Annotated in this window: 19 protein-coding genes; 15 read left to right on the forward strand and 4 right to left on the reverse strand. The window is 74.0% G+C overall.

From position 1 onward, the window contains the following. The first annotated feature begins 76 nt into the window (after positions 1 to 76). Positions 77 to 475, forward strand: a complete 399-nt coding sequence (locus ACLBX8_RS28190) for an MAPEG family protein (protein WP_020095413.1) — start codon at positions 77 to 79, stop codon at positions 473 to 475. Between the two features lie 59 nt (positions 476 to 534). Here the strand turns inward: ACLBX8_RS28190 and ACLBX8_RS28195 are convergent, their stop codons facing one another. Beyond that, positions 535 to 1,866, reverse strand: a complete 1,332-nt coding sequence (locus tag ACLBX8_RS28195; protein WP_447699198.1) for a bifunctional 2-C-methyl-D-erythritol 4-phosphate cytidylyltransferase/2-C-methyl-D-erythritol 2,4-cyclodiphosphate synthase — start codon at positions 1,864 to 1,866, stop codon at positions 535 to 537. Between the two features lie 171 nt (positions 1,867 to 2,037). On the opposite strand from ACLBX8_RS28195, the gene dusB reads away from it, so the two are divergent. Genes dusB through ntrC form a run of 3 tightly spaced genes read left to right on the forward strand, consistent with a single transcriptional unit; the run spans position 2,038 to position 5,726 of the window. Beyond that, positions 2,038 to 3,072, forward strand: coding sequence for a tRNA dihydrouridine synthase DusB (gene dusB / locus ACLBX8_RS28200; protein WP_447699197.1), 1,035 nt, complete (start codon positions 2,038 to 2,040; stop codon positions 3,070 to 3,072). Continuing rightward, entirely contained in the window at positions 3,069 to 4,211 is a 1,143-nt protein-coding gene (locus ACLBX8_RS28205; protein ID WP_020095410.1) for a two-component system sensor histidine kinase NtrB, read from the forward strand. The genes dusB and ACLBX8_RS28205 overlap by 4 nt, the downstream gene beginning before the upstream one ends. A 48-nt stretch (positions 4,212 to 4,259) precedes the next feature. Further along, entirely contained in the window at positions 4,260 to 5,726 is a 1,467-nt protein-coding gene (gene ntrC / locus ACLBX8_RS28210) for a nitrogen regulation protein NR(I) (RefSeq protein WP_012319142.1), read from the forward strand. Between the two features lie 99 nt (positions 5,727 to 5,825). Here ntrC and ACLBX8_RS28215 read toward each other — a convergent pair whose 3' ends face one another. Further along, on the reverse strand, positions 5,826 to 6,095 hold the full coding sequence (locus ACLBX8_RS28215) for a hypothetical protein (protein ID WP_056532366.1): 270 nt from the start codon (positions 6,093 to 6,095) through the stop codon (positions 5,826 to 5,828). 88 nt (positions 6,096 to 6,183) lie between these two features. On the opposite strand from ACLBX8_RS28215, the gene ACLBX8_RS28220 reads away from it, so the two are divergent. The 10 genes from ACLBX8_RS28220 (at position 6,184) to ACLBX8_RS28265 (ending at position 15,740) form a co-directional block, all read left to right on the forward strand. Continuing rightward, positions 6,184 to 6,357 carry a ribosome modulation factor gene (locus ACLBX8_RS28220; protein WP_012319140.1) on the forward strand — a complete coding sequence of 58 codons (174 nt, stop codon included), beginning with the start codon at positions 6,184 to 6,186 and terminating at the stop codon, positions 6,355 to 6,357. Positions 6,358 to 6,464: 107 nt separating this feature from the next. Then, on the forward strand, positions 6,465 to 7,655 hold the full coding sequence (gene metC / locus ACLBX8_RS28225; protein WP_091977351.1) for a cystathionine beta-lyase: 1,191 nt from the start codon (positions 6,465 to 6,467) through the stop codon (positions 7,653 to 7,655). A 164-nt stretch (positions 7,656 to 7,819) separates the two neighbouring features. Further along, positions 7,820 to 9,541 (forward strand): glycosyltransferase family 39 protein, encoded by a 1,722-nt coding sequence (locus ACLBX8_RS28230; RefSeq protein ID WP_042674883.1) that lies wholly within the window; start codon positions 7,820 to 7,822, stop codon positions 9,539 to 9,541. After that, complete coding sequence (locus ACLBX8_RS28235) at positions 9,538 to 10,329, forward strand: glycosyltransferase (protein WP_447716180.1); 792 nt, start codon at positions 9,538 to 9,540, stop codon at positions 10,327 to 10,329. The genes ACLBX8_RS28230 and ACLBX8_RS28235 overlap by 4 nt, the downstream gene beginning before the upstream one ends. Next, positions 10,323 to 10,655, forward strand: coding sequence for a lipid-A-disaccharide synthase N-terminal domain-containing protein (locus tag ACLBX8_RS28240; RefSeq protein WP_020095404.1), 333 nt, complete (start codon positions 10,323 to 10,325; stop codon positions 10,653 to 10,655). The genes ACLBX8_RS28235 and ACLBX8_RS28240 overlap by 7 nt, the downstream gene beginning before the upstream one ends. Then, entirely contained in the window at positions 10,652 to 11,254 is a 603-nt protein-coding gene (locus ACLBX8_RS28245) for a pyridoxamine 5'-phosphate oxidase family protein (RefSeq protein ID WP_447716181.1), read from the forward strand. Before ACLBX8_RS28240 ends, ACLBX8_RS28245 begins: the two co-directional genes overlap by 4 nt. A 147-nt stretch (positions 11,255 to 11,401) precedes the next feature. Next, the gene (gene rarD / locus ACLBX8_RS28250) at positions 11,402 to 12,298 is read left to right on the forward strand and encodes an EamA family transporter RarD (protein ID WP_020095402.1); all 897 of its coding nucleotides are present in this window, start codon (positions 11,402 to 11,404) and stop codon (positions 12,296 to 12,298) included. A gap of 52 nt (positions 12,299 to 12,350) precedes the next feature. Beyond that, complete coding sequence (locus ACLBX8_RS28255; protein WP_447716182.1) at positions 12,351 to 14,741, forward strand: response regulator; 2,391 nt, start codon at positions 12,351 to 12,353, stop codon at positions 14,739 to 14,741. After that, positions 14,738 to 15,019: a hypothetical protein gene (locus ACLBX8_RS28260; protein WP_447716183.1), complete on the forward strand. Its 282-nt coding sequence runs from the start codon at positions 14,738 to 14,740 to the stop codon at positions 15,017 to 15,019. Before ACLBX8_RS28255 ends, ACLBX8_RS28260 begins: the two co-directional genes overlap by 4 nt. A gap of 106 nt (positions 15,020 to 15,125) precedes the next feature. Continuing rightward, positions 15,126 to 15,740 (forward strand): NIPSNAP family protein, encoded by a 615-nt coding sequence (locus ACLBX8_RS28265; protein WP_020095399.1) that lies wholly within the window; start codon positions 15,126 to 15,128, stop codon positions 15,738 to 15,740. A 66-nt stretch (positions 15,741 to 15,806) separates the two neighbouring features. Here the strand turns inward: ACLBX8_RS28265 and ACLBX8_RS28270 are convergent, their stop codons facing one another. Both ACLBX8_RS28270 and ACLBX8_RS28275 read right to left on the reverse strand, forming a co-directional pair. Further along, positions 15,807 to 16,073, reverse strand: coding sequence for a GCG_CRPN prefix-to-repeats domain-containing protein (locus ACLBX8_RS28270; RefSeq protein ID WP_100252347.1), 267 nt, complete (start codon positions 16,071 to 16,073; stop codon positions 15,807 to 15,809). Positions 16,074 to 16,200: 127 nt separating this feature from the next. Next, the gene (locus tag ACLBX8_RS28275; protein ID WP_447716184.1) at positions 16,201 to 17,223 is read right to left on the reverse strand and encodes a P1 family peptidase; all 1,023 of its coding nucleotides are present in this window, start codon (positions 17,221 to 17,223) and stop codon (positions 16,201 to 16,203) included. On the opposite strand from ACLBX8_RS28275, the gene ACLBX8_RS28280 reads away from it, so the two are divergent. Beyond that, positions 17,222 to 18,202, forward strand: a complete 981-nt coding sequence (locus ACLBX8_RS28280; protein ID WP_447716185.1) for an NAD(P)-dependent oxidoreductase — start codon at positions 17,222 to 17,224, stop codon at positions 18,200 to 18,202. The genes ACLBX8_RS28275 and ACLBX8_RS28280 overlap by 2 nt on opposite strands. Positions 18,203 to 18,224: the final 22 nt, after the last annotated feature.

The raw sequence follows: 18,224 nt of genomic DNA on the forward strand, positions 1-18,224 counted from the left end.
CGCCCTATCTCCTGTTGTGACCCATGGCCGAGCCCGGCTCAAGGACCGGCGGCCGCCGACTGGAGACAGCCCTTCCATGATCTTCCCCGCGACCACGGCCTTCTACGCCGGGCTGCTCGCCCTCGTGTACCTGGGCCTCTCGGGATGGGTGATCGGGGCCCGCGTCTCCGGGAACGTGCTGCTCGGCGACGGCGGCGACGACACGGTCCTCAGGCGCGTGCGCTCGCACGCCAATTTCGCGGAATACGTGCCGCTGGCCCTGATCGTCATCGGCCTGCTGGAGGCGAGCGGCGGCAGCCACGGGCTCGTCCGGGCGCTGCTTGTCGCCCTGCTGGTCGCCCGGATCCTGCACCCGATCGGGATGTTCGCGCCCCCGAACTCGCCGCGCCAGTTCGCCTGCCGGGGCGGCGGCATCCTGCTGACGATGGCAGTCCTGGGCGTCGCGGCGATCGCGCTGCTGGTGCGGGTGGCCTAACACCGAGCGCGACGCGCCCGGTCCTGGCCGCCCAGCCCTGGCCGCCCAGCCCTGGCCGCTCAGCCCTGCCGCATCGTCGTCTCGGCCTGCGCGTCGAGGGCGGGGCCGTCCTCCTCGGGCAGCCGGACAGTCGCGGCCGCCTGGGCGGCGAGCCCCTCCGCCCGGCCGACGAAGCCGAGCTTCTCGGTGGTCGTCGCCTTGATGGAGACCGCCGAGAGCGGGACGCCCGCGATGGCGGCGATGCGCGCGCGGATCTCCTCGCGGTGCTTGCCGATGCGGGGAGCCTCGGCGAGCACGGTGATGTCGAGGTGGTCGATGCGGCCGCCGCGGGCACGGACGAGGTCGCAGGCATGGGCCAGGAACTGGTCCGAGGAAGCCCCGCGCCAGCGCTCGTCGGAGGGCGGGAAGTGGGTGCCGATATCGCCGTCCGCGATGGCCCCGAGCAGGGCGTCGGTCAGGGCGTGCAGCGCGACGTCACCGTCCGAATGGGCGAGCACGCCGCGGTCGGCGGGGATCTTCACTCCGCCCAGCCAGACATGGTCGCCGGTGGTGAAGGCGTGCACGTCGAAGCCGGTGCCGAGGCGGGTCACGTAGGTGGTCATGGCGCGGGCTCCCGGCGCTGGCAATGCGGTGGTCTCGGTCGCGAAGGCGCGGTCCGCCTCGATCAGGTCGGCGGGCTGGGTGATCTTGCGGTTGGCGACGTCGCCCGCGAACACCACCACCGGCAGGCCGGCCCATTCGGCGAGGGCGCCGTCGTCGGTGAAACCGTCGAGGCCCTGCGCGGCGGCGTCCCGGTGGGCGCCGAGCAGGGGGCCGAACACGAAGGCCTGGGGTGTCTGGACCGCGCGCAGGTGCTCCCGCGGCGGGGTCTCGTGCACCCGGCCGATGCCGGGCGCGATGTCGACGACGCGCTTGACCGTGTCGGTGACCGGCACGCCGGGAACGGCCGCCCCGTGGTCGCGGCCGGCCGCGATCGCCCGGGCGATCAAAGCGGAATCCACGTAGGGGCGAGCGGCATCGTGGACGAGCACGATCTCGGGCGCGTCGCCGGCGGCCAGGGCCTCGAGACCGGCGCGCACGGAGAGCTGGCGGGTCGCGCCGCCCTCGACCGGCGGCGTGATCTTGGCGCGGATCGCGGGCGCGAGCTCCTCCAGGCAGTCGCGGAAGAACTCCGCCGCGTCGGCGGCGATCACAGGCTGGATCCGCGCGATCGCGTCGTCCGCCGCGAGCGCAGCCAGGGTGCGGGTGAGGACCGCCTGGCCGCCGACGCGGCGGTACTGCTTGGGGGTGCCGCCGCCGATGCGGATGCCGCGTCCGGCCGCCACCACCACCGCGGCGACGCCGGCTCCCGCGCTGGCGGGTCCGGTGGCTGGCGTGCCGGTGGCGGGCATGGGCAACGAGCTCGTGACGTCCTGAGGGGCGGAATGGCGGCCAGCGCGCGGGCCAGGCGTGCCGCCGTGACCCTGCCGCGGAGGGTGCCCGTCGTTTAAGCGGGGGAGGGCCCGAAATCAACGCGCGGTCCCGCTTGCCAGCGGACCGGCTTTGCCTCATTGTTGTGCAGAATGACGACTGACCAATATTTGAGCGCGCTGCGCCGTGCGGGAGCGACCGCGGAGGGGGCAAACGGGACCGATCCCGCCCCGCTCTGCCTGCTCGCGCCGCTCTCGGGCGTCACCGACCTGCACATGCGCCGCATCGCCCGCCGCTGCGGCGCCGACGCGGTCGTCTCCGAGATGGTGGCGGCCCGGGAACTCGCGCGCGGGTCCGGCGAGGCCGCGATGCGCGCCGAGGGCTCCGGGGTCGACCTGCACGTGGTCCAGCTCGCGGGCTGCGAGGCGGGCCCGATGGCGGAGGCCGCCCGGATCGCGGAGGCCGGGGGCGCCGACGTGATCGACGTGAACATGGGCTGCCCGGCCAAGATCGTGACGGGGATCGCCTCGGGCTCGGCCCTGATGCGCGACCTCGACCACGCCGAGCGCCTGCTCGCCGCGGTCCGGTGCGCGGTGTCGGTCCCGGTGACGGTGAAGATGCGCCTCGGCTGGGACGACGCGAGCCGCAACGCCGCGGATCTCGCCGCCCGGGCCGAGCGGCTGGGCCTGAACGCCGTGACGGTCCACGGGCGCACCCGGCAGCAATTCTACAAGGGCAGCGCCGACTGGTCGGCGATCCGGGCCGTCGTCGCGGCGGTGTCGATCCCGGTGATCGCCAACGGCGACGTGACCGACCTCGCCAGCGCCCGCGCCTGCCTGGACGCCTCCGGCGCCGCGGGCGTCATGATCGGCCGTGCGGCGACCGGCCGCCCCTGGCTGGTCGGCCAAGTCGCCGCGGCGCTCGCGGGCCGGCCGGCCGCGGAGCCGTCCCGGGCCGCGCAGGCCGCCCTGGCCGCGGAACACTACGCGGGGCTGCTGTCGCTGTACGGCCGCGACATGGGCGTGCGCCACGCCCGCAAGCACCTCGCCGCCTACGCCGAGACCGGCGGCGCGCTGGGTTCCGCGGAACGCGCGACCCTCCTCACCACCACCGACCCGGAGATCGCGCTCAACCTGCTGGCCCAGGCCTTCGCGGGCGCGACGAACCCCGTGCAGGAGGCCGCGTGAGCGACGAGCCCCTCCCGCGCGAACCCGGCACCCGGCGCGACACGGCCGCCGAGGCCGTCCTGAACGCGCTGCCGCTGCCGGTCCTGACCATCGGCGCCGACGAGCAGATCCTCCACTGCAACCACGCCGCGGAGGCGTTCTTCGACTACTCGGCGCGGCTGATGCAGCGCCGGCGGCTGCGCGACATCATCCCGTTCGCCTCGCCGATCATCGCGCTCGTGGCCGAGGTCCGACGGCGCCGCGCGAGCGTCAGCGAGTACCGGGTCGAACTGACCCAGCCGCGCCTCGGCCTGGAGCGCAGCGTCGACGTGTTCGCGACGCCGCTCGGCGACGACGGCGAGGCCGTGGTGATGATGCTCCAGGAGCGCACCATCGCCGACAAGATGAACCGCCAGCTCACCCATCGCGGCGCGGCGCGCTCGATGGTGGCGCTCGGCGCGATGCTGGCCCACGAGATCAAGAACCCGCTCGCCGGCATCCGCGGCGCGGCGCAGCTCCTCGAGAGCACCGGCGCCGAGGAGGACCGGCTGCTCACCCGCCTGATCTGCGACGAGTCGGACCGGATCGTCCGCATCGTCGAGCGCATGGAGCTGTTCGGCGACGAGCGCCCCTCGGATCGCGGCGCCGTCAACGTCCACGGGGTGCTCGACCAGGTGAAGCGCTCGGCGCAGTCGGGCTTCGCGCGGCACATCCGGTTCATCGAGACCTACGACCCATCGCTGCCGCCGGTGCTCGGCAACCGCGACCAGCTGATCCAGGTGATCCTGAACCTCGTGAAGAACGCCGCCGAGGCGATCGGCCCGGACGCGGTCGAGGGCGAGATCACCCTGTCGACCGCCTTCCGCACCGGCCTGCGCCTGCAGGTTCCGGGCTCCCGCGAGCGGGTCAGCCTGCCGATCGAGGTGGCGGTGCGCGACAACGGCCCGGGCATCTCGGCCGACCTGCTGCCCGACCTGTTCGACCCGTTCGTCACCACCAAGGCGCAGGGCTCCGGCCTGGGTCTTGCTTTGGTGGCCAAGATCGTCGGCGATCACGGCGGGATCGTCGAGTGCGATCCCGCCCCGCGCCGCACGGCGTTCCGCATCCTTCTGCCGATGTCGAGTGCCCGGGACGGGCGCGAATCGGCGGTCGATCCGTGATGTCGATCCCCGAATCCGGCCCCCCGTCGGAGGTCTGAGTAGAGAGTCATGCCGAACGGCCACATCATCGTCGCCGACGACGACGCCGCCATCCGCACCGTGCTGAACCAAGCGCTGTCCCGGGCGGGCTACGAGGTCCGCTCGACGGGCAACTGCGCCACCCTCTGGCGCTGGGTCGCGCAGGGGGAGGGCGACCTCGTCATCACCGACGTGGTCATGCCCGACGAGAACGTGTTCGACCTGCTGCCGCGCATCAAGCGGGTGCGGCCGGAGCTGCCGATCATCGTGATGAGCGCGCAGAACACCTTCATGACGGCGATCCGCGCCTCGGAGCGGGGCGCCTACGAGTACCTGCCGAAGCCCTTCGACCTGAAGGAGCTGATCGCCATCGTGGGCCGGGCGCTCTCGCGCCCCCGCGGCGCGGCGCCGGCCGGGGCGCCCCCCGAGAACGAGGACATCCCGCTGGTCGGCCGCTCGCCGGCCATGCAGGAGATCTACCGGGCGCTCGCCCGGCTGATGCCGACCGACCTCACCGTGATGATCACCGGCGAGTCGGGCACCGGCAAGGAGCTGGTCGCCCGCGCGCTGCACGATTACGGCCGCCGCCGCACCGGCCCGTTCGTGCCGGTCAACATGGCGGCGATCCCGCGCGACCTGATCGAGTCCGAGCTGTTCGGCCACGAGAAGGGCGCGTTCACGGGGGCGCTCCAGCGCTCCGCCGGCCGGTTCGAGCAGGCCGAGGGCGGCACGCTGTTCCTCGACGAGATCGGCGACATGCCCATGGAGGCGCAGACCCGGCTGCTGCGCGTGCTCCAGCAGGGCGAGTACACGACGGTGGGCGGGCGGGTCCCGATCCGCACCAACGTCCGGATCATCGCGGCCACCAACAAGGACCTGCGGGTCTCGATCCAGCAGGGCATCTTCCGCGAGGACCTGTTCTTCCGCCTCAACGTCGTGCCGCTGCGGCTTCCGGCCCTGCGCGAGCGCTCCGAGGACGTGCCGGACCTCGTCCGCCACTTCTTCGTGCTGGTCGAGCGCGAGGGCCTGACCCGGAAGACCCTCGACGGCGACGCCATGGAGCGGCTGAAGCGCTACCGCTGGCCCGGCAACGTCCGCGAGCTCGAGAACCTCGTCCGGCGGCTCGCCGCCCTCTACCCGCAGGAGACGATCACCGGCCCGGTGATCGAGGCCGAGCTCGACACGCTGCCGCTGGCGACACCCGCGGCGCCGGCCGCCAACGGCGCCGCCCGCAAGGCCAACGGCGAGTCGGAGACCCTGTCCAGCGCGGTGGAGCGCCACCTCTCGGACTACTTCTCCGGCTATCGCGACACGCTGCCGCCCCCCGGGCTGTATCACCGGATCCTGCGGGAGATCGAAGGCCCGCTGATCGGCGCGGCGCTCGCCGCCACCCGCGGCAACCAGATCCGGGCCGCGGAGCTGCTCGGCGTCAACCGCAACACCCTGCGCAAGAAGGTCCGCGACCTCGACCTGCAGGTCTTCCGGACGGCGCGGTAGGGCGATCCCAGGCCGATCCGGCCAAGATCCCTCATCCCGAGGCGCCCGACGCGCCTCGCGATGAGGTCCGAAACGGGATGAGCGCGCTCCGGCCCGCTCTCAGCGGCCCGGCAGGATCGGGTCGCCGCGCATCAGCGCGTGCAGCCGCTCCGTGTCGAACCCGTTGGGGATGCTGGGCACGGCCGGCTTCGGCGCCGGTGCGGCCTTCGCCGGAAGCGGGATCGACCCCGTCGCCGACGGCTCGGCCTGGGCGGCACGGACCACCGGCGCCGGCGCCAGATGGGCGAGCCGGTCGGCGCTGACGAGGGCGACGGTCGCCGTCGAGACGAGGACGAGGACGGCGCCGAGGAGGGAACGCAGGATACGCAAGCGACCACCCGGGACGCGACTTGAGACGGCAACAGATTTACGGCGCGGCCGTTAACGAAGCCCCACTCCAAGTCTTCGGGAGGCGATATTGACCAACGTCCAGGCCACCGCGAGCGACAGCCCGTTCATCCAGGGCCGCAACGCGCGCCTCTACGGGAAGCCCGTGAGCGAATGCCCCTATCCGGAGGGCTCCCAGGAGCGCGCCGCGTGGATGGAGGCCTACGAGGAGGCCGTGGTCTCGGATCCGCCCGAGAAGCCGTGACGGCGGAAAACGCGGCGGCCCGGCACTGCGAGCCCGCGCGTCCGGCTTGACCTCGCCGGGCGCGGCGCGCTTCGTGCGGTGCACCGCAACGCGATCTCCGAGCCTCGATGTCCCTGAAGCCCTCGCCCGACGCCACGCAGACCTTCGCGCCCGCGACGCGCCTCGTCCACGCGGGCCGCGACCCGGGCGAGCAGCACGGCTTCGTGAACACGCCGATCTACCGCGGCTCCACGGTCCTCTACCCGACCTACGACGCGATCAAGAACCGGCGCGGGCGCTACAATTACGGCACCTCGGCGACGCCCACCATGGACGCGCTGACGGGGGCCTGGACGGAACTCGCCGGCGCCGCCGGCACCGTCGTGACGCCCTCGGGCCTCGCGGCGCTCACCGTCGCGCTGATGGCCGCGGTGTCGGCGGGCGACCACCTGCTCGTCACCGATTCCGCCTACCGGCCGACCCGCCAGTTCTGCGACGGCGTGCTGGCGCGCTACGGCGTCGACGTGACCTACTACGACCCGGTCATCGGGGCCGGCATCGCGGCGCTGATGCGCCCGAACACCCGGGCCGTGCTGGTCGAGGCGCCCGGATCTCAGAGCTTCGAGATGCAGGACATCCCGGCCATCGCCGAGGTGGCGCACGCCCACGATGCCTGCGTGATCATGGACAACACCTGGGCGACGCCGCTGCTGTTCCCGCCGCACGCGCGCGGCGTCGACATCGCGGTCGAGGCCGGCACCAAGTACCTGAGCGGCGGCTCGGACCTGCTGATCGGCCTGACCTCCGCGAATGCCCGGTACTACCCGGCCGTGCGCCGCACCTTCGACCATTTCGCCATGTGCGCCGGCGCCGAGGACATCTTCCTGGCGCTGCGCGGCCTGCGCACGATGAATCTGCGGCTGCGCGAGCACGGCCGCGCCGGGCTGGAGATGGCCCAGTGGTTCCAGGCGCGGCCCGAGGTGCTGCGGGTGCTCCATCCCGGCCTGCCGGAGGATCCGGGCCACGCGATCTGGAAGCGCGACTTCGCGGGCGCCTCGGGTCTGTTCGGAGTGATCCTCAAGCCGGTGCCCGAGGCGGCGGTGGCGGCCATGCTCGACGGGCTGCAGCTCTTCGGGATGGGCTTCTCCTGGGGCGGCTTCGAGAGCCTCGTGATCCCCTTCGACTGCGCCGGCTACCGGACCGCGACCCGGTGGGCCCCCGGCGGACCGGCGCTCCGCTTCCACATCGGCCTCGAGGACACCGCCGATCTCAAGGCCGACCTCGACGCCGGCTTCGCGCGCCTCCGGGCGGCGTCGTAGGGCGGTCCCGTCCCCGACAGGCGGGGACCGGCGAACCTCGGGCCGGGACGCGCGGCGGGAGCGGCGCCACATCCGCGCATCGTGATGTGCGCGCGCGCCGTCGCGACCGGCGACGGCACCGCCGTATTTGACCTCGCGCCGCGTTCCTGATTGACCGGCCCGGCATGACCACGAGCCTCTCCGCCGGCGGCGCGCCGCGCCTTGCCCCCGTCGACCGGATCGGCCGCGGGCTCGACGCGCTGAGCCTCACCCATGCCAGGGCCGCCGCCGCCCTGCTGGCGCTGTGCCTGCTCCTGTTCCTGCCGGGCCAGATCTCGCTGCAGCCGATGGACCGGGACGAGCCCCGCTTCGCCCAGGCCTCGAAGCAGATGCTGGAGAGCGGCGACCTCGTGGATATCCGCTTCCAGGGCGAGGCGCGGCACAAGAAGCCGGTGGGGATCTACTGGGCGCAGGCCGCCGCCGTGGCGGCCGGCGAGGCGCTGGGCGTGCCCGGCGCCCGCACCCAGATCGCCCTGTACCGCATCCCGTCGCTGATCGGCGCCGTCGCCTCGGTCCTGCTCGCCTACTGGGGGGCGCTCGCCTTCCTGCCCCGACGATCGGCGCTGCTCGCCGCCGCCCTCTACGGCGCCTGCCTGATGCTCTCGGCCGAGGCCCACCTCGCCAAGACGGACGCGCTGCTCGCCGCCTGCGCCACCGCGAGCCTCGCCGCGCTCGCCCGCGCGTGGCTGGCGCCGCGGGACGGCAGGCCGGTCTCGCGGCCGACCTTCGCGGCGTTCTGGCTCGGCATGGCGGTCGGGATCCTGGTGAAGGGGCCGATGGTGCCGCTCTTCGTCGCGCTGCCGGCGCTCGGCCTGTCGCTCGTCGCGCGGTCCGGCCGCTGGCTGCTGCCCCTGCGGCCGTGGCCGGGCCTCGCCCTGACGCTCCTGCTGGTGGCGCCCTGGTTCGCGGCGATCGCCTGGAAGAGCGGCGGCGCCTTCTACGCCGAGGCGGTCGGGCACGACATGCTCGGCAAGGTCGGCGGGGTGGCCGAGCGGCACTGGGGACCGCCCGGAGCCTACGCGCTCGTGTTCTTCGCGACCTTCTGGCCCGGGGCGGCCTTCGCCGCCATGAGCCTGCCCTTCGCGTGGCGGGCGCGGCGGGAGCCCGCCGTGATCTTCCTGATCGCCGCGGTGCTGCCGGCCTGGCTGATCTTCGAGGCGGTGCCGACCAAGCTGCCCCACTACGTGCTGCCGCTGATGCCCTGGCTCGCGATCCTGACCGTGCTGGCGCTGAACCGGGGGGCGCTGGACCCGCGCCTGCGGGGCGCCCGCCTGACGGCCCTGCTGCTGCCGGCGATCCCGGTCGCCCTGACCCTCGGCCTCTGCCTCGCCGGCTGGCGCCTCGACGCCCACACGATCCCGTGGCCGGCCCTCCCGCTGCTCGCCGCGGCCTGCGCGGTCGCATTCCTGGCCTGGCTCGCCTTCGCGCACGGGTCGGCCGAGCGCGCGCTCGTCCTCGGCGTGCTGGCCTCCGCCCTGCTCGGGCCCGCGGTGCTCGGCGTGGCGCAGCGCTCGCTGCCGGCCCTGAAGGTCTCGCCGCGGCTCGCGGCCCTGCGCGAGCGGATGCCCTGCCCGAACCCGCTCGTGGCGAGCCTCGGCTACCGCGAGCCGAGCCTCGTCTTCCTCGTCGGCACCGGCCTCGCCCTGCCGCCCGACGGGGCCGCCGCCCGGTCCTTCCTCGAGGGCGGCGGCTGCCGCCTGCTCTTCGTGGAGTCCCGGGACCGCGACGATTTCAACGCGGCCTGGCCGGTGGGACGCGGCGCGCCCGCGCCCCTGGCGGAGGTCGAGGGCTTCAACCTCAACACCGGCCGCCGGGTCTTCGTGACGGCCTACGCGGTGGCGCCGTGAGCGGATCCCCCCATCTCAGCGTCGTCGTTCCGGTCAAGAACGAGGCCGGCAACATCGCGCCCCTGGTGGCCGAGATCGAGGCCGCCTGCGCGGGCCTCGCCTTCGAGCTGATCTACGTGGATGACGGCTCCACCGACGGCACGCCGGCGGCCCTGGCGGCGGCCCGGGCGGGGCGCCCCTGGCTGCGGGTGCTGCGCCACGCGCGGAGCGGCGGCCAGTCGGCGGCGGTGCGCAGCGGCGTCCTGGCGGCCCGCGGCGGGATCGTCGCGACCCTCGACGGCGACGGCCAGAACGATCCGGCCTTCATCCCCGCGCTGCTCGGGGCCCTTGAGGCGGCGGGACCGGGGGCCGGCCTCGCCCAGGGCCAGCGGCGCGGCCGCAAGGACGGCCGCTTCAAGATGCTCCAGTCCCGGATCGCCAACGGCGTGCGCGGCCGGATCCTCAACGATTCCACCCGCGACACCGGCTGCGGCCTGAAGGTCTTCCGCCGCGCCGTGTATCTCAGGCTGCCGTATTTCGACGCCCTGCACCGGTTCATGCCGGCCCTGGTCGCCCGCGAGGGCTTCTCCGTCGTCCACCGCGACGTGGTCGACCGGCCGCGGCTGACGGGCGTGTCCAATTACGGCCTGTTCGACCGCCTCTGGGTGGGGCTTCTGGATCTCGCCGGCGTCTGGTGGCTGATCCGGCGCAAGCGCGCGGACCCGCGACCCGAGGAGATCGCCGGCCCCGCCGGCGCGCCGGCGGAGCCGCCGACCGGCCAACCCGCGGACCAGGACGTCGGATGCTGATCCAGCTCGCCCACGATCTGCCGGCCTATTTCTACGACGTGTTCGTCACCCGGCTCGACTTCTGGCTGGTGTTCGGAATCGTCGCCCAGGTGGTGTTCGGATCGCGCTTCATCCTGCAATGGATCGCCAGCGAGCGGGCCGGGCGGAGCGTGATGCCGCTGTCGTTCTGGTTCCTGTCGATCCTCGGCGGGATGATGACGCTGGTCTACGGGTTCGTGCGCCGCGAGCCGGTGATCATCATCGGCCAGAGCCTCTCCACCGGCATCTACCTGCGCAACCTCGCGCTGATCTTCCGCGAGCGGCGGAGGAAGCGGGGCGCCGCATGACACGGACGCCGCTGCCCGCCTTCTACGACGACCTCGACGCCACCTTCGCGGAGCTGTGGCGGCTGCTGGCGGACGGGGCCGCCCATGGCCGTGGCGGCTTCCACCTGCCGACCCTGGCGACGCTCGGGGCCGATGGCGGGCCGCGGCTGCGCACCGTGGTCCTGCGCGCCGCCGACCCGGCCGAGGGGACGCTCCGGTTCCACTGCGACCGCCGCTCCGACAAGGCCGCCGAGATCCTGGCCGATTCCGCCTGCGCCCTCGCCGCCTACGACGCGGCCGCGAAGATCCAGATCCGCGTCGAGGGCCGCGCCGCGCTGCACACCGACGACGCTCTGGCCGAGGCGGCCTGGACCGGGTCCCGGGCGATGAGCCGGGTCTGCTACGGGGCCGAGCCCGGCCCCGGCACGTCGCTTCCGGCGGGGGACGCCTACAGCCTGCCGGACGAGACCGCGGCCGCGACGCTCGGCCGGCCGCACTTCGCCGCCGTTCTGGTTCGGGCCGAGCGGCTGGATTTCCTCTATCTCGACCGCCGCGGACACCGCCGGGCCGCCTGGCATCGGCTGGCCGGCGGGTGGTCCGGTGGCTGGATCGCGCCGTAGCCGGAGCGCCGTCCGCGAGCCGGGCCGCCCCGGGGTCGGCCCGCCGGTCCGGATGGCAGCCCTGCACCGCCCGGCCTGTCGCGATCGGGCCGTCCGGGCTAAAGCCCGCGGACCCGGCCGCCCATCCGGGTCGACCGGGAGGACTCCGTGGGCCTCGTCTACGCGCTCGCCGCCTACCTGAGCTGGGGCCTCGTGGTCCCGGTGCATTTCCGGATGCTCGGGGCCTACACGCCGTACCACATCCTGTCGGAGCGGATCGTCTGGTCGAGCGTGTTCGCCGGCGCGCTGGCGCTGATCCTCGCGGCCCGCCACCGCCTCAACCTGCCGCTGCCGCTCCGGAAGCGCCACGCGCTGCTGGTGCTCTCGGCGGCGATGATCGGCGTGAACTGGCTGCTCTACCTCTACGCCGTCAGCGGGGGTCACCTGCTCGACGCGAGCCTCGGCTACTACATCAATCCCCTGGTGAGCGTGGCCTTCGGCCGGGTGGTGCTGGGCGAGCGCCTGCGGCCGGCGCAGGCCGTCGCGATCGGCATCGCCGCGACGGGCGTCGCCGTCGCGGTGGTGTGGGCCGGGGAACTGCCCCTGATGTCGCTGTCGCTGGCGGTGAGCTTCGCCCTCTACGGGCTCGCCCGGAAGATCGTCGGCGTCGACGCGCTGGTCGGCTTCCTGGCCGAGACCCTGCTGCTGCTGCCGGCGGCGATCGTCTGGCTCGTCCTGTCGCCCGAGCCGTTCCTGCCGGCCGCGCCGGGGGACCGTGCCCTGCTGATGCTCACGGGGCTGACCACCGCGCTGCCGCTGATCTGGTTCGCCGCCGCGGCGGTGCGCCTGCGGCTCACGACCCTGGGCCTCCTGCAGTACGTGGCGCCGACCTGCCTGCTCGTCCTGAGCGTCCTCGTCTACGGCGAGCGCGTCGAACCGCATCGGGCGCTGATGCTCGCGCTGATCTGGGTGGCGCTCGCGCTCTACACGATCGACGCCCTGCGGTTTCGCCGGCCGCCGGCTCCCGCGGCCCCGCGGTCGGATCCGGACGCGATGCGTGTATAAGGAATACTGGTTCGAGCCGCCGCGGGGCGGGTGACGGGACAGCGTCGGGTCGATGAGCGAGACTGAGAGCGGCCCAGGATCCGTCACGGAGGCCGATTACCGCAACCTCGCCGAGACGCTGCCGCAGCTCGCCTGGATCGCCGAGGCCGACGGCACCATCGTCTGGTACAATCAGCGCTGGTACGACTACACGGGCACCTCCCTCGACGAGATGCGGGGCTGGGGCTGGCGCACGGTCCACCACCCGGACCACGTCGCGTCGGTGACCGAGCGCTACCGCGCCGCGATCACGCTGGGCCGGTCCTGGGAAGACACGTTCCCGTTGCGCGGCCGCGACGGGAGCTACCGCTGGTTCCTGTCGAAGGCGCTGCCCCACCGGGACGGATCCGGGCGGATCCTGCGCTGGTACGGGACCAACACCGACATCACCGTCCGCCGCGCGGTCGAGGAGCGCCTGCGCCATTCCGAGCAGCGCTTCCGGGCGCTGGTGGACGCCTCGGCGGCGGTGATCTGGAACACGGACGCGGCCGGCGAACTGATGCCGCCGCAGGTCCGGTGGAGCACCTATACCGGCCAGACCGAGGAGGCCTACCAGGGCTGGGGCTGGCTGGACGCCGTCCATCCCGACGACCGGGGTCACGCGGCCGATGCCTGGGCCGCCTGCGTGGAGGCGCGCGCGACCTACGAGGTCGAGTACAGGCTGCGCCGACACGACGGGGCCTGGCGCGCCATGGAGGTGCGCGGCGTGCCGGTCCTCGCCGAGGACGGCTCCCTGCGGGAATGGGTCGGCACCTGCGTCGACGTCACCGAGCGCAAGGAGGCCGAGGAGGCGGTGGAGCGCGCCCGGCAGGCCGCCGAGGCGGCCAACCGGGCGAAGAGCCAGTTCATCGCCAACATGAGCCACGAGCTGCGCACCCCGCTCTCGGCGGTGATCGGCTACTCCGAGATGCTCGGCGAGGAGCTGGAGGATATCGGCCAGGCCGCCCTCCTGCCGGACCTGCGCAAGATCGAGGCGGCCGCCCGTCACCTGCTGTCGCTGATCAACGACGTCCTCGACATCTCGAAGATCGAGGCCGGCCGCATGACCGCCTCGGCCGAGACCTTCACGGTGGCCGACCTGCTCCGGGACGTCACCGACTCCACCGGCTCCCTGGTCGAGAAGAAGGGCAACCGCTTCGTCCTCGACGCCGGCGCGGCGGGCGAGGCCGGCCTCGGGTCCATGCACCAGGACCAGACCAAGATCCGCCAGTGCCTGCTGAACCTGATCGGCAACGCCGCGAAGTTCACCGAGCGGGGGACGATCACCCTGACGGTGCGGCGGCACCGGGACGCGGGGGCCGACTGGCTGTCCTTCGCGGTCGCCGACACCGGCATCGGCCTGACCGAGGCCCAGATCGACCGCCTGTTCGAGCGCTTCGTCCAGGCCGACGATTCGACCACCCGGCAGTTCGGCGGGACGGGCCTCGGGCTCGCCATCACCCGCGCGTTCTGCCGGACGATGGGCGGCGATATCGGCGTCGCCAGCACCCCGGGCGCGGGCGCGACCTTCACGATCCGCCTGCCCGCGACGCTGCGGCCCGAGGACGCGCCGCCGACGGAGGCCGAGGCGCACGCGCCGGTGGAGCCCCACGAGGAGCACGAGACGGTGCTGCTGGTCGACGACGACCCGGCCGCCCGGGAGCTGCTCCAGCGCTTCCTGGAGCGCGAGGGCTTCCACGTCCGCAGCGCCAACGACGGCCGCGCCGGCCTGACGCTCGCCCGGGCCCTGAAGCCGCGGGCGATCCTGCTCGACGTCGAGATGCCGCGCATGGACGGCTGGGCGGTCCTGCACGCGGTCCGCAACGACCCCGACCTCGCCGGGACGCCGGTGATCATGACCTCGGTGGTGGCCGAGCAGGGCCTCGGCCAGGCGCTCGGCGCCACCGACTACTTCGTCAAGCCGATCGACTGGGACCGGCTCAAGGGCCTGATGGAGCGCTACCGGCCCGCGGCGCCGAACGAGGCGCGGGTCCTCGTGGTCGACGACGACGCGGATGCCCGGGAGCGCCTGCGCCGGTCGCTCGGCCGCGAGGGCTGGACCGTCGACGAGGCGGAGAACGGCCGGATCGCCCTGGAACGGGTCAGCCAGGCGCGGCCGAGCCTGATCCTGCTCGACCTGATGATGCCCGAGATGGACGGGTTCGGCTTCCTGCGGGCGCTGCGGTCGCGGCCCGACGGCGACGTGCCCGTGGTGGTGCTCACCGCCAAGGAGGTCACGGCGGCCGAGAAGGAGAGCCTGAACCGGCAGGCCGACCGGGTGATCGCCAAGGGCTCCATGAGCCTCGCGGAGATCGGCCGGCAACTGCGCGTCCTCTACGCGCGTTCGGCGACCGAGCCGGTGCCGGGGCAGCTCCAGGGTTTGCTGGATCGGCTCGCCGAGAAGGACGCGGGAGAACCACGATGAGCGCGGACGGGATCGATCCGGAGAAGGCGGTGGACATCCGGCTGCGGGCGCGGCTCGCGGTGGTGGAGCGGGCGGCGTGGTTCGGCTTCGTCCACGCGATGAAGACCCGGCCGGTCGAGACCGAGGCCTACATCGCCTCGGAGCGGGCGCGCTGCACGGACGGGTTCGGCAGCGGCGCCTGGGCCAAGGACCTCACCGACGCCGAGCGGACGATGCTCGCCGAGGAGGTCGACAGCGGGCTGGCGCAGCTGCTGGAGGATGCCCGCGCCGAGCTGTGAGGCTCGGCCGGCGGCGCGGAGCTGGTCCGCGCGTCCCGATGGCAACGAAAGACGATCTCCCGCTTTGACGGCGTGACGTCGACGGGACGACGTCGCCGAGGCGCCCATGCTGTACGAACTCGCGACCCTCTCGTGCCCGCTGCTCGCGGTGGGTCAGGTCTCGGCCGGCGTCGAGGCCTGGCTGGACGATCCCGACGCCAAGGGCGAGCTGGTCGGCTGCTGGCGCACCGAGATCGGGACGCTGGGGCGCCTGATCGTGCTGCGCGGCTTCGCGGCGCCCGAGGACATGACCGCCGAGCGCCGGCGCGCCCTCCTCAGCGCCAACCCGTTCAACGCCGGGCACGTGATCACCGCGCTGGAGATGGACAGCTACGCCCCGTTCCCCTTCCTGCCGCCGATCCGGACGGGCGACCGGGGCGGGGTGTACGAGATCCGGACCTATCGCCAGAAGCCGGGGGGCCTGCCGCCGACCCTCGCGGCCTGGGAGGCCGCGATCGAGCCGGCACGCGCCTACACGCAGCACCTCGTCGTCAACATGTACGCCCTCGACGGCGCGCCGCGCATCACGCACATCTGGGGTTTCCCGAGCCTCGAGGAGCGGGCCGCGCTGCGGTCCCGCGCCTACGAGGCGGGAATCTGGCCGCCGAAGGGGGGCCCGGACCAGATCGCCGAGGCGACCGCGACGATCGCGCTCCCCCAGGGGCGCTCGCCCCTGCGCTGACCGCCATCCGTCGAGAGCCGCAACCCGCTCTGGCGCCACCCCAGGGGGCGGCGCCAGCGCCGTCACTCAGCGGCGGCAGACGCCCCGCGGGCCGCGATAGAGGCCGGGCGGGCAGCCGCGGGGAGCGCCGGTGACGGCGCGGCGGATCGCACCGCGCGGGCCGCGATTCAGGCGGCAGCCGCCGTAGGCCCCGCGATGGGCGCCGAACCCGCAGCCGCCGCGGACGAGGGTGACGGCGGCGTCGCCGCCGGTCAGCGGTGCCACGGGCATCGCCTGGGCTCCGCCGGCGAACAGGGCGACGGACGCGGCGACGATCAGGCCGGTCATTCTCATGAGGTTCTCTCCCGCTGGGCACTCGGCGCGGCCCCGGGCGATCCGGACCGCGTCACGGCCTCCGGCCGCGGCCGGTAACCCCGTGCCCGCGGCATCGTTCCGCGCCGGGGCGGGCCGGCGCCGTCGCTCAGGCGCCGAACAGGTCGCGCCAGGCCGGCGGAAGGCCCGTGCCGGCCAGGGGCGGCGACGGCGCGTGTCCGGGCAGGCTCGTCGCCGAGAACACGCCGCGGGCCACCGCCCGGGCCAGGACGCGCGCGGCGACGTCGCCGAGGCGGGCGAGGTCGACCACCGGTTCGGCGAGGGGCACGGCGCCGGTCGCCGCGGCGAAGACTAGGTCGCCGTCGAGGGGCGTGTGCGCCGGCACGAGCGCGCGGGCGAGTCCGTCCTGCGCGGCCACCGCGAGGCGCCGGCACTGCGCCTTGGTCAGCGCCGCGTCGGTCGCCACCACGACGAGCGTCGTGGCGGCGCCCGGCAGCGCCCGGGCCGGGAAGGCGAGGGCTTCCGGCGGCACCCGGACCGGCACGCCGAGACCACCGAACTCGTCGCCCTCTTCGAAGGGCGCCGCCCAGAAATGCGGCCCGGCGCCGATCGTCGCGTTGCCGAAGGCGTTCACGGCCGCGAGCGCCCCGACGCGGAAGCCCGTTCCCGGCACGTGCGCCGAGGCGGATCCGATCCCGCCCTTCAGTCGCCCGGTGCGCGCGCCTGTCCCGGCCCCGACCGAGCCCAGGGCGAAATCCTCCGCCGCGGCCGCGGCGGCCTGAAAGCCCAGCTCGCGATAGGGCGGATAGCGGCCCCAGGCCTTGTCCCCGCCGTTGGGGAGATCGAACAGGACCGCCCCGGGGACGATGGGCACCCGCATGGCGCCGACCGGGAAGCCGCGCCCGGCCTCGGCGAGCCACGCCGCCACGCCCGCCCCCGCGTCGAGGCCGAAGGCCGAGCCCCCGGAGAGCACGAAGGCGTCGACCCGCTCCACGGTGCGCTCGGGATCGAGCAGGTCGGTCTCGCGGGTGCCCGGCCCGCCGCCGCGCACGTCGACCGCGGCGATGGCCGGCTCATCGAACACGATCGCGGTGACGCCGCTGGCGAGCCGCAGGTCGGTGGCGTGGCCGACCCGCAGGCCGGGAATGTCGGTGATGCGATTCTGCGGCATGGACCGAGCTTGCCACGCCGCGTCATCGCCGCAAATCCGGCCGGGGCCGTTGACCGTCGGCCGGGGTTTCCCAGGTTGGCAGACGGCACAGCGCGTCGAGGAGCACGGCATGGACGTCGGATTCATCGGAATGGGGCGGATGGGTCGCGCCATGGCGGCCAATCTCGCGCGGGCCGGCCACGCGGTCCGCGCCTGGAACCGCTCGCCGGAGGCCGCGCGCGGCATCGACGGCGTCACCCCGGTGGCGAGCGCCGCCGAGGCGTTCGCCGGGGACGCCGTGATCACCATGCTGGCCGACGACGCGGCGCTCGAGGCCGTGATCGTGGCCGGCGGCCTCCTCGACCGGCCGGAGCGCCCCGGCCTGCATATCGGGATGAGCACGGTCTCGGTGGCCCTGGCGAAGCAGCTCGCCGCCGTCCACGCGCGGGCCGGCGTCCCCTACGTCTCGGCCCCGGTCTTCGGGCGGCCGGACGTGGCGGAGGCCGGGAAGCTCAACATCGTTGCGGCGGGAGAGGGAGCCCTCATCGACCGCGCCGGCCCACTCCTCGACGCGATGGGCGCCAGGACCTGGCGCTTCGGCGACGACCCGACGCGGGCGAACGCCGTCAAGCTCGCCGGCAACTTCATGCTGATCTCGGCCATCGAGGCCATGGCCGAGGCCTGCGCCCTGACGGAGGGCCACGGCGTCCCGGGCGCCGAGTTCCTCGACCTGATGACCAACACGCTGTTCGCCTCGCCGGTCTACAAGGGCTACGGCGCCTCGATCGCGCAGAACCGCTACGAGCCGCCGGGCTTCATCCTCAGGCTCGGGGCCAAGGACGTGCGGCTCGCCCTGCAGGCGGCCGAGGGCGCCGGGGTGCCGATGCCCTTCGCCAGCGTGCTGCGGGACGGTCTCATCGAGGCGATCAGCCACGGCGACGGCGAGAAGGATCTGGCGGCGCTCGCCCGCGTCTCCGCCCGGCGCGCAGGGCAGGGTTGAAATCTGCGGCAATGGCTCGCCT

The sequence above is a fragment of the Methylobacterium sp. D48H genome, from assembly GCF_053345715.1.

Excerpts from the sequence above, each read along its gene's own strand:
- ACLBX8_RS28275 (WP_447716184.1), bottom strand. The coding sequence starts at position 17,223 with ATGCCGCAGAATCGCATCACCGACATTCCCGGCCTGCGGGTCGGCCAC.
- dusB (WP_447699197.1), top strand. The coding sequence starts at position 2,038 with ATGACGACTGACCAATATTTGAGCGCGCTGCGCCGTGCGGGAGCGACC.
- metC (WP_091977351.1), top strand. The coding sequence starts at position 6,465 with ATGTCCCTGAAGCCCTCGCCCGACGCCACGCAGACCTTCGCGCCCGCG.
- ACLBX8_RS28240 (WP_020095404.1), top strand. The coding sequence starts at position 10,323 with ATGCTGATCCAGCTCGCCCACGATCTGCCGGCCTATTTCTACGACGTG.
- ACLBX8_RS28245 (WP_447716181.1), top strand. The coding sequence starts at position 10,652 with ATGACACGGACGCCGCTGCCCGCCTTCTACGACGACCTCGACGCCACC.
- ACLBX8_RS28190 (WP_020095413.1), top strand. The coding sequence starts at position 77 with ATGATCTTCCCCGCGACCACGGCCTTCTACGCCGGGCTGCTCGCCCTC.
- ACLBX8_RS28260 (WP_447716183.1), top strand. The coding sequence starts at position 14,738 with ATGAGCGCGGACGGGATCGATCCGGAGAAGGCGGTGGACATCCGGCTG.
- ACLBX8_RS28195 (WP_447699198.1), bottom strand. The coding sequence starts at position 1,866 with ATGCCCGCCACCGGCACGCCAGCCACCGGACCCGCCAGCGCGGGAGCC.
- ACLBX8_RS28280 (WP_447716185.1), top strand. The coding sequence starts at position 17,222 with ATGGACCGAGCTTGCCACGCCGCGTCATCGCCGCAAATCCGGCCGGGG.
- ACLBX8_RS28255 (WP_447716182.1), top strand. The coding sequence starts at position 12,351 with ATGAGCGAGACTGAGAGCGGCCCAGGATCCGTCACGGAGGCCGATTAC.
- ACLBX8_RS28270 (WP_100252347.1), bottom strand. The coding sequence starts at position 16,073 with ATGAGAATGACCGGCCTGATCGTCGCCGCGTCCGTCGCCCTGTTCGCC.
- ACLBX8_RS28265 (WP_020095399.1), top strand. The coding sequence starts at position 15,126 with ATGCTGTACGAACTCGCGACCCTCTCGTGCCCGCTGCTCGCGGTGGGT.
- ACLBX8_RS28230 (WP_042674883.1), top strand. The coding sequence starts at position 7,820 with ATGACCACGAGCCTCTCCGCCGGCGGCGCGCCGCGCCTTGCCCCCGTC.
- ntrC (WP_012319142.1), top strand. The coding sequence starts at position 4,260 with ATGCCGAACGGCCACATCATCGTCGCCGACGACGACGCCGCCATCCGC.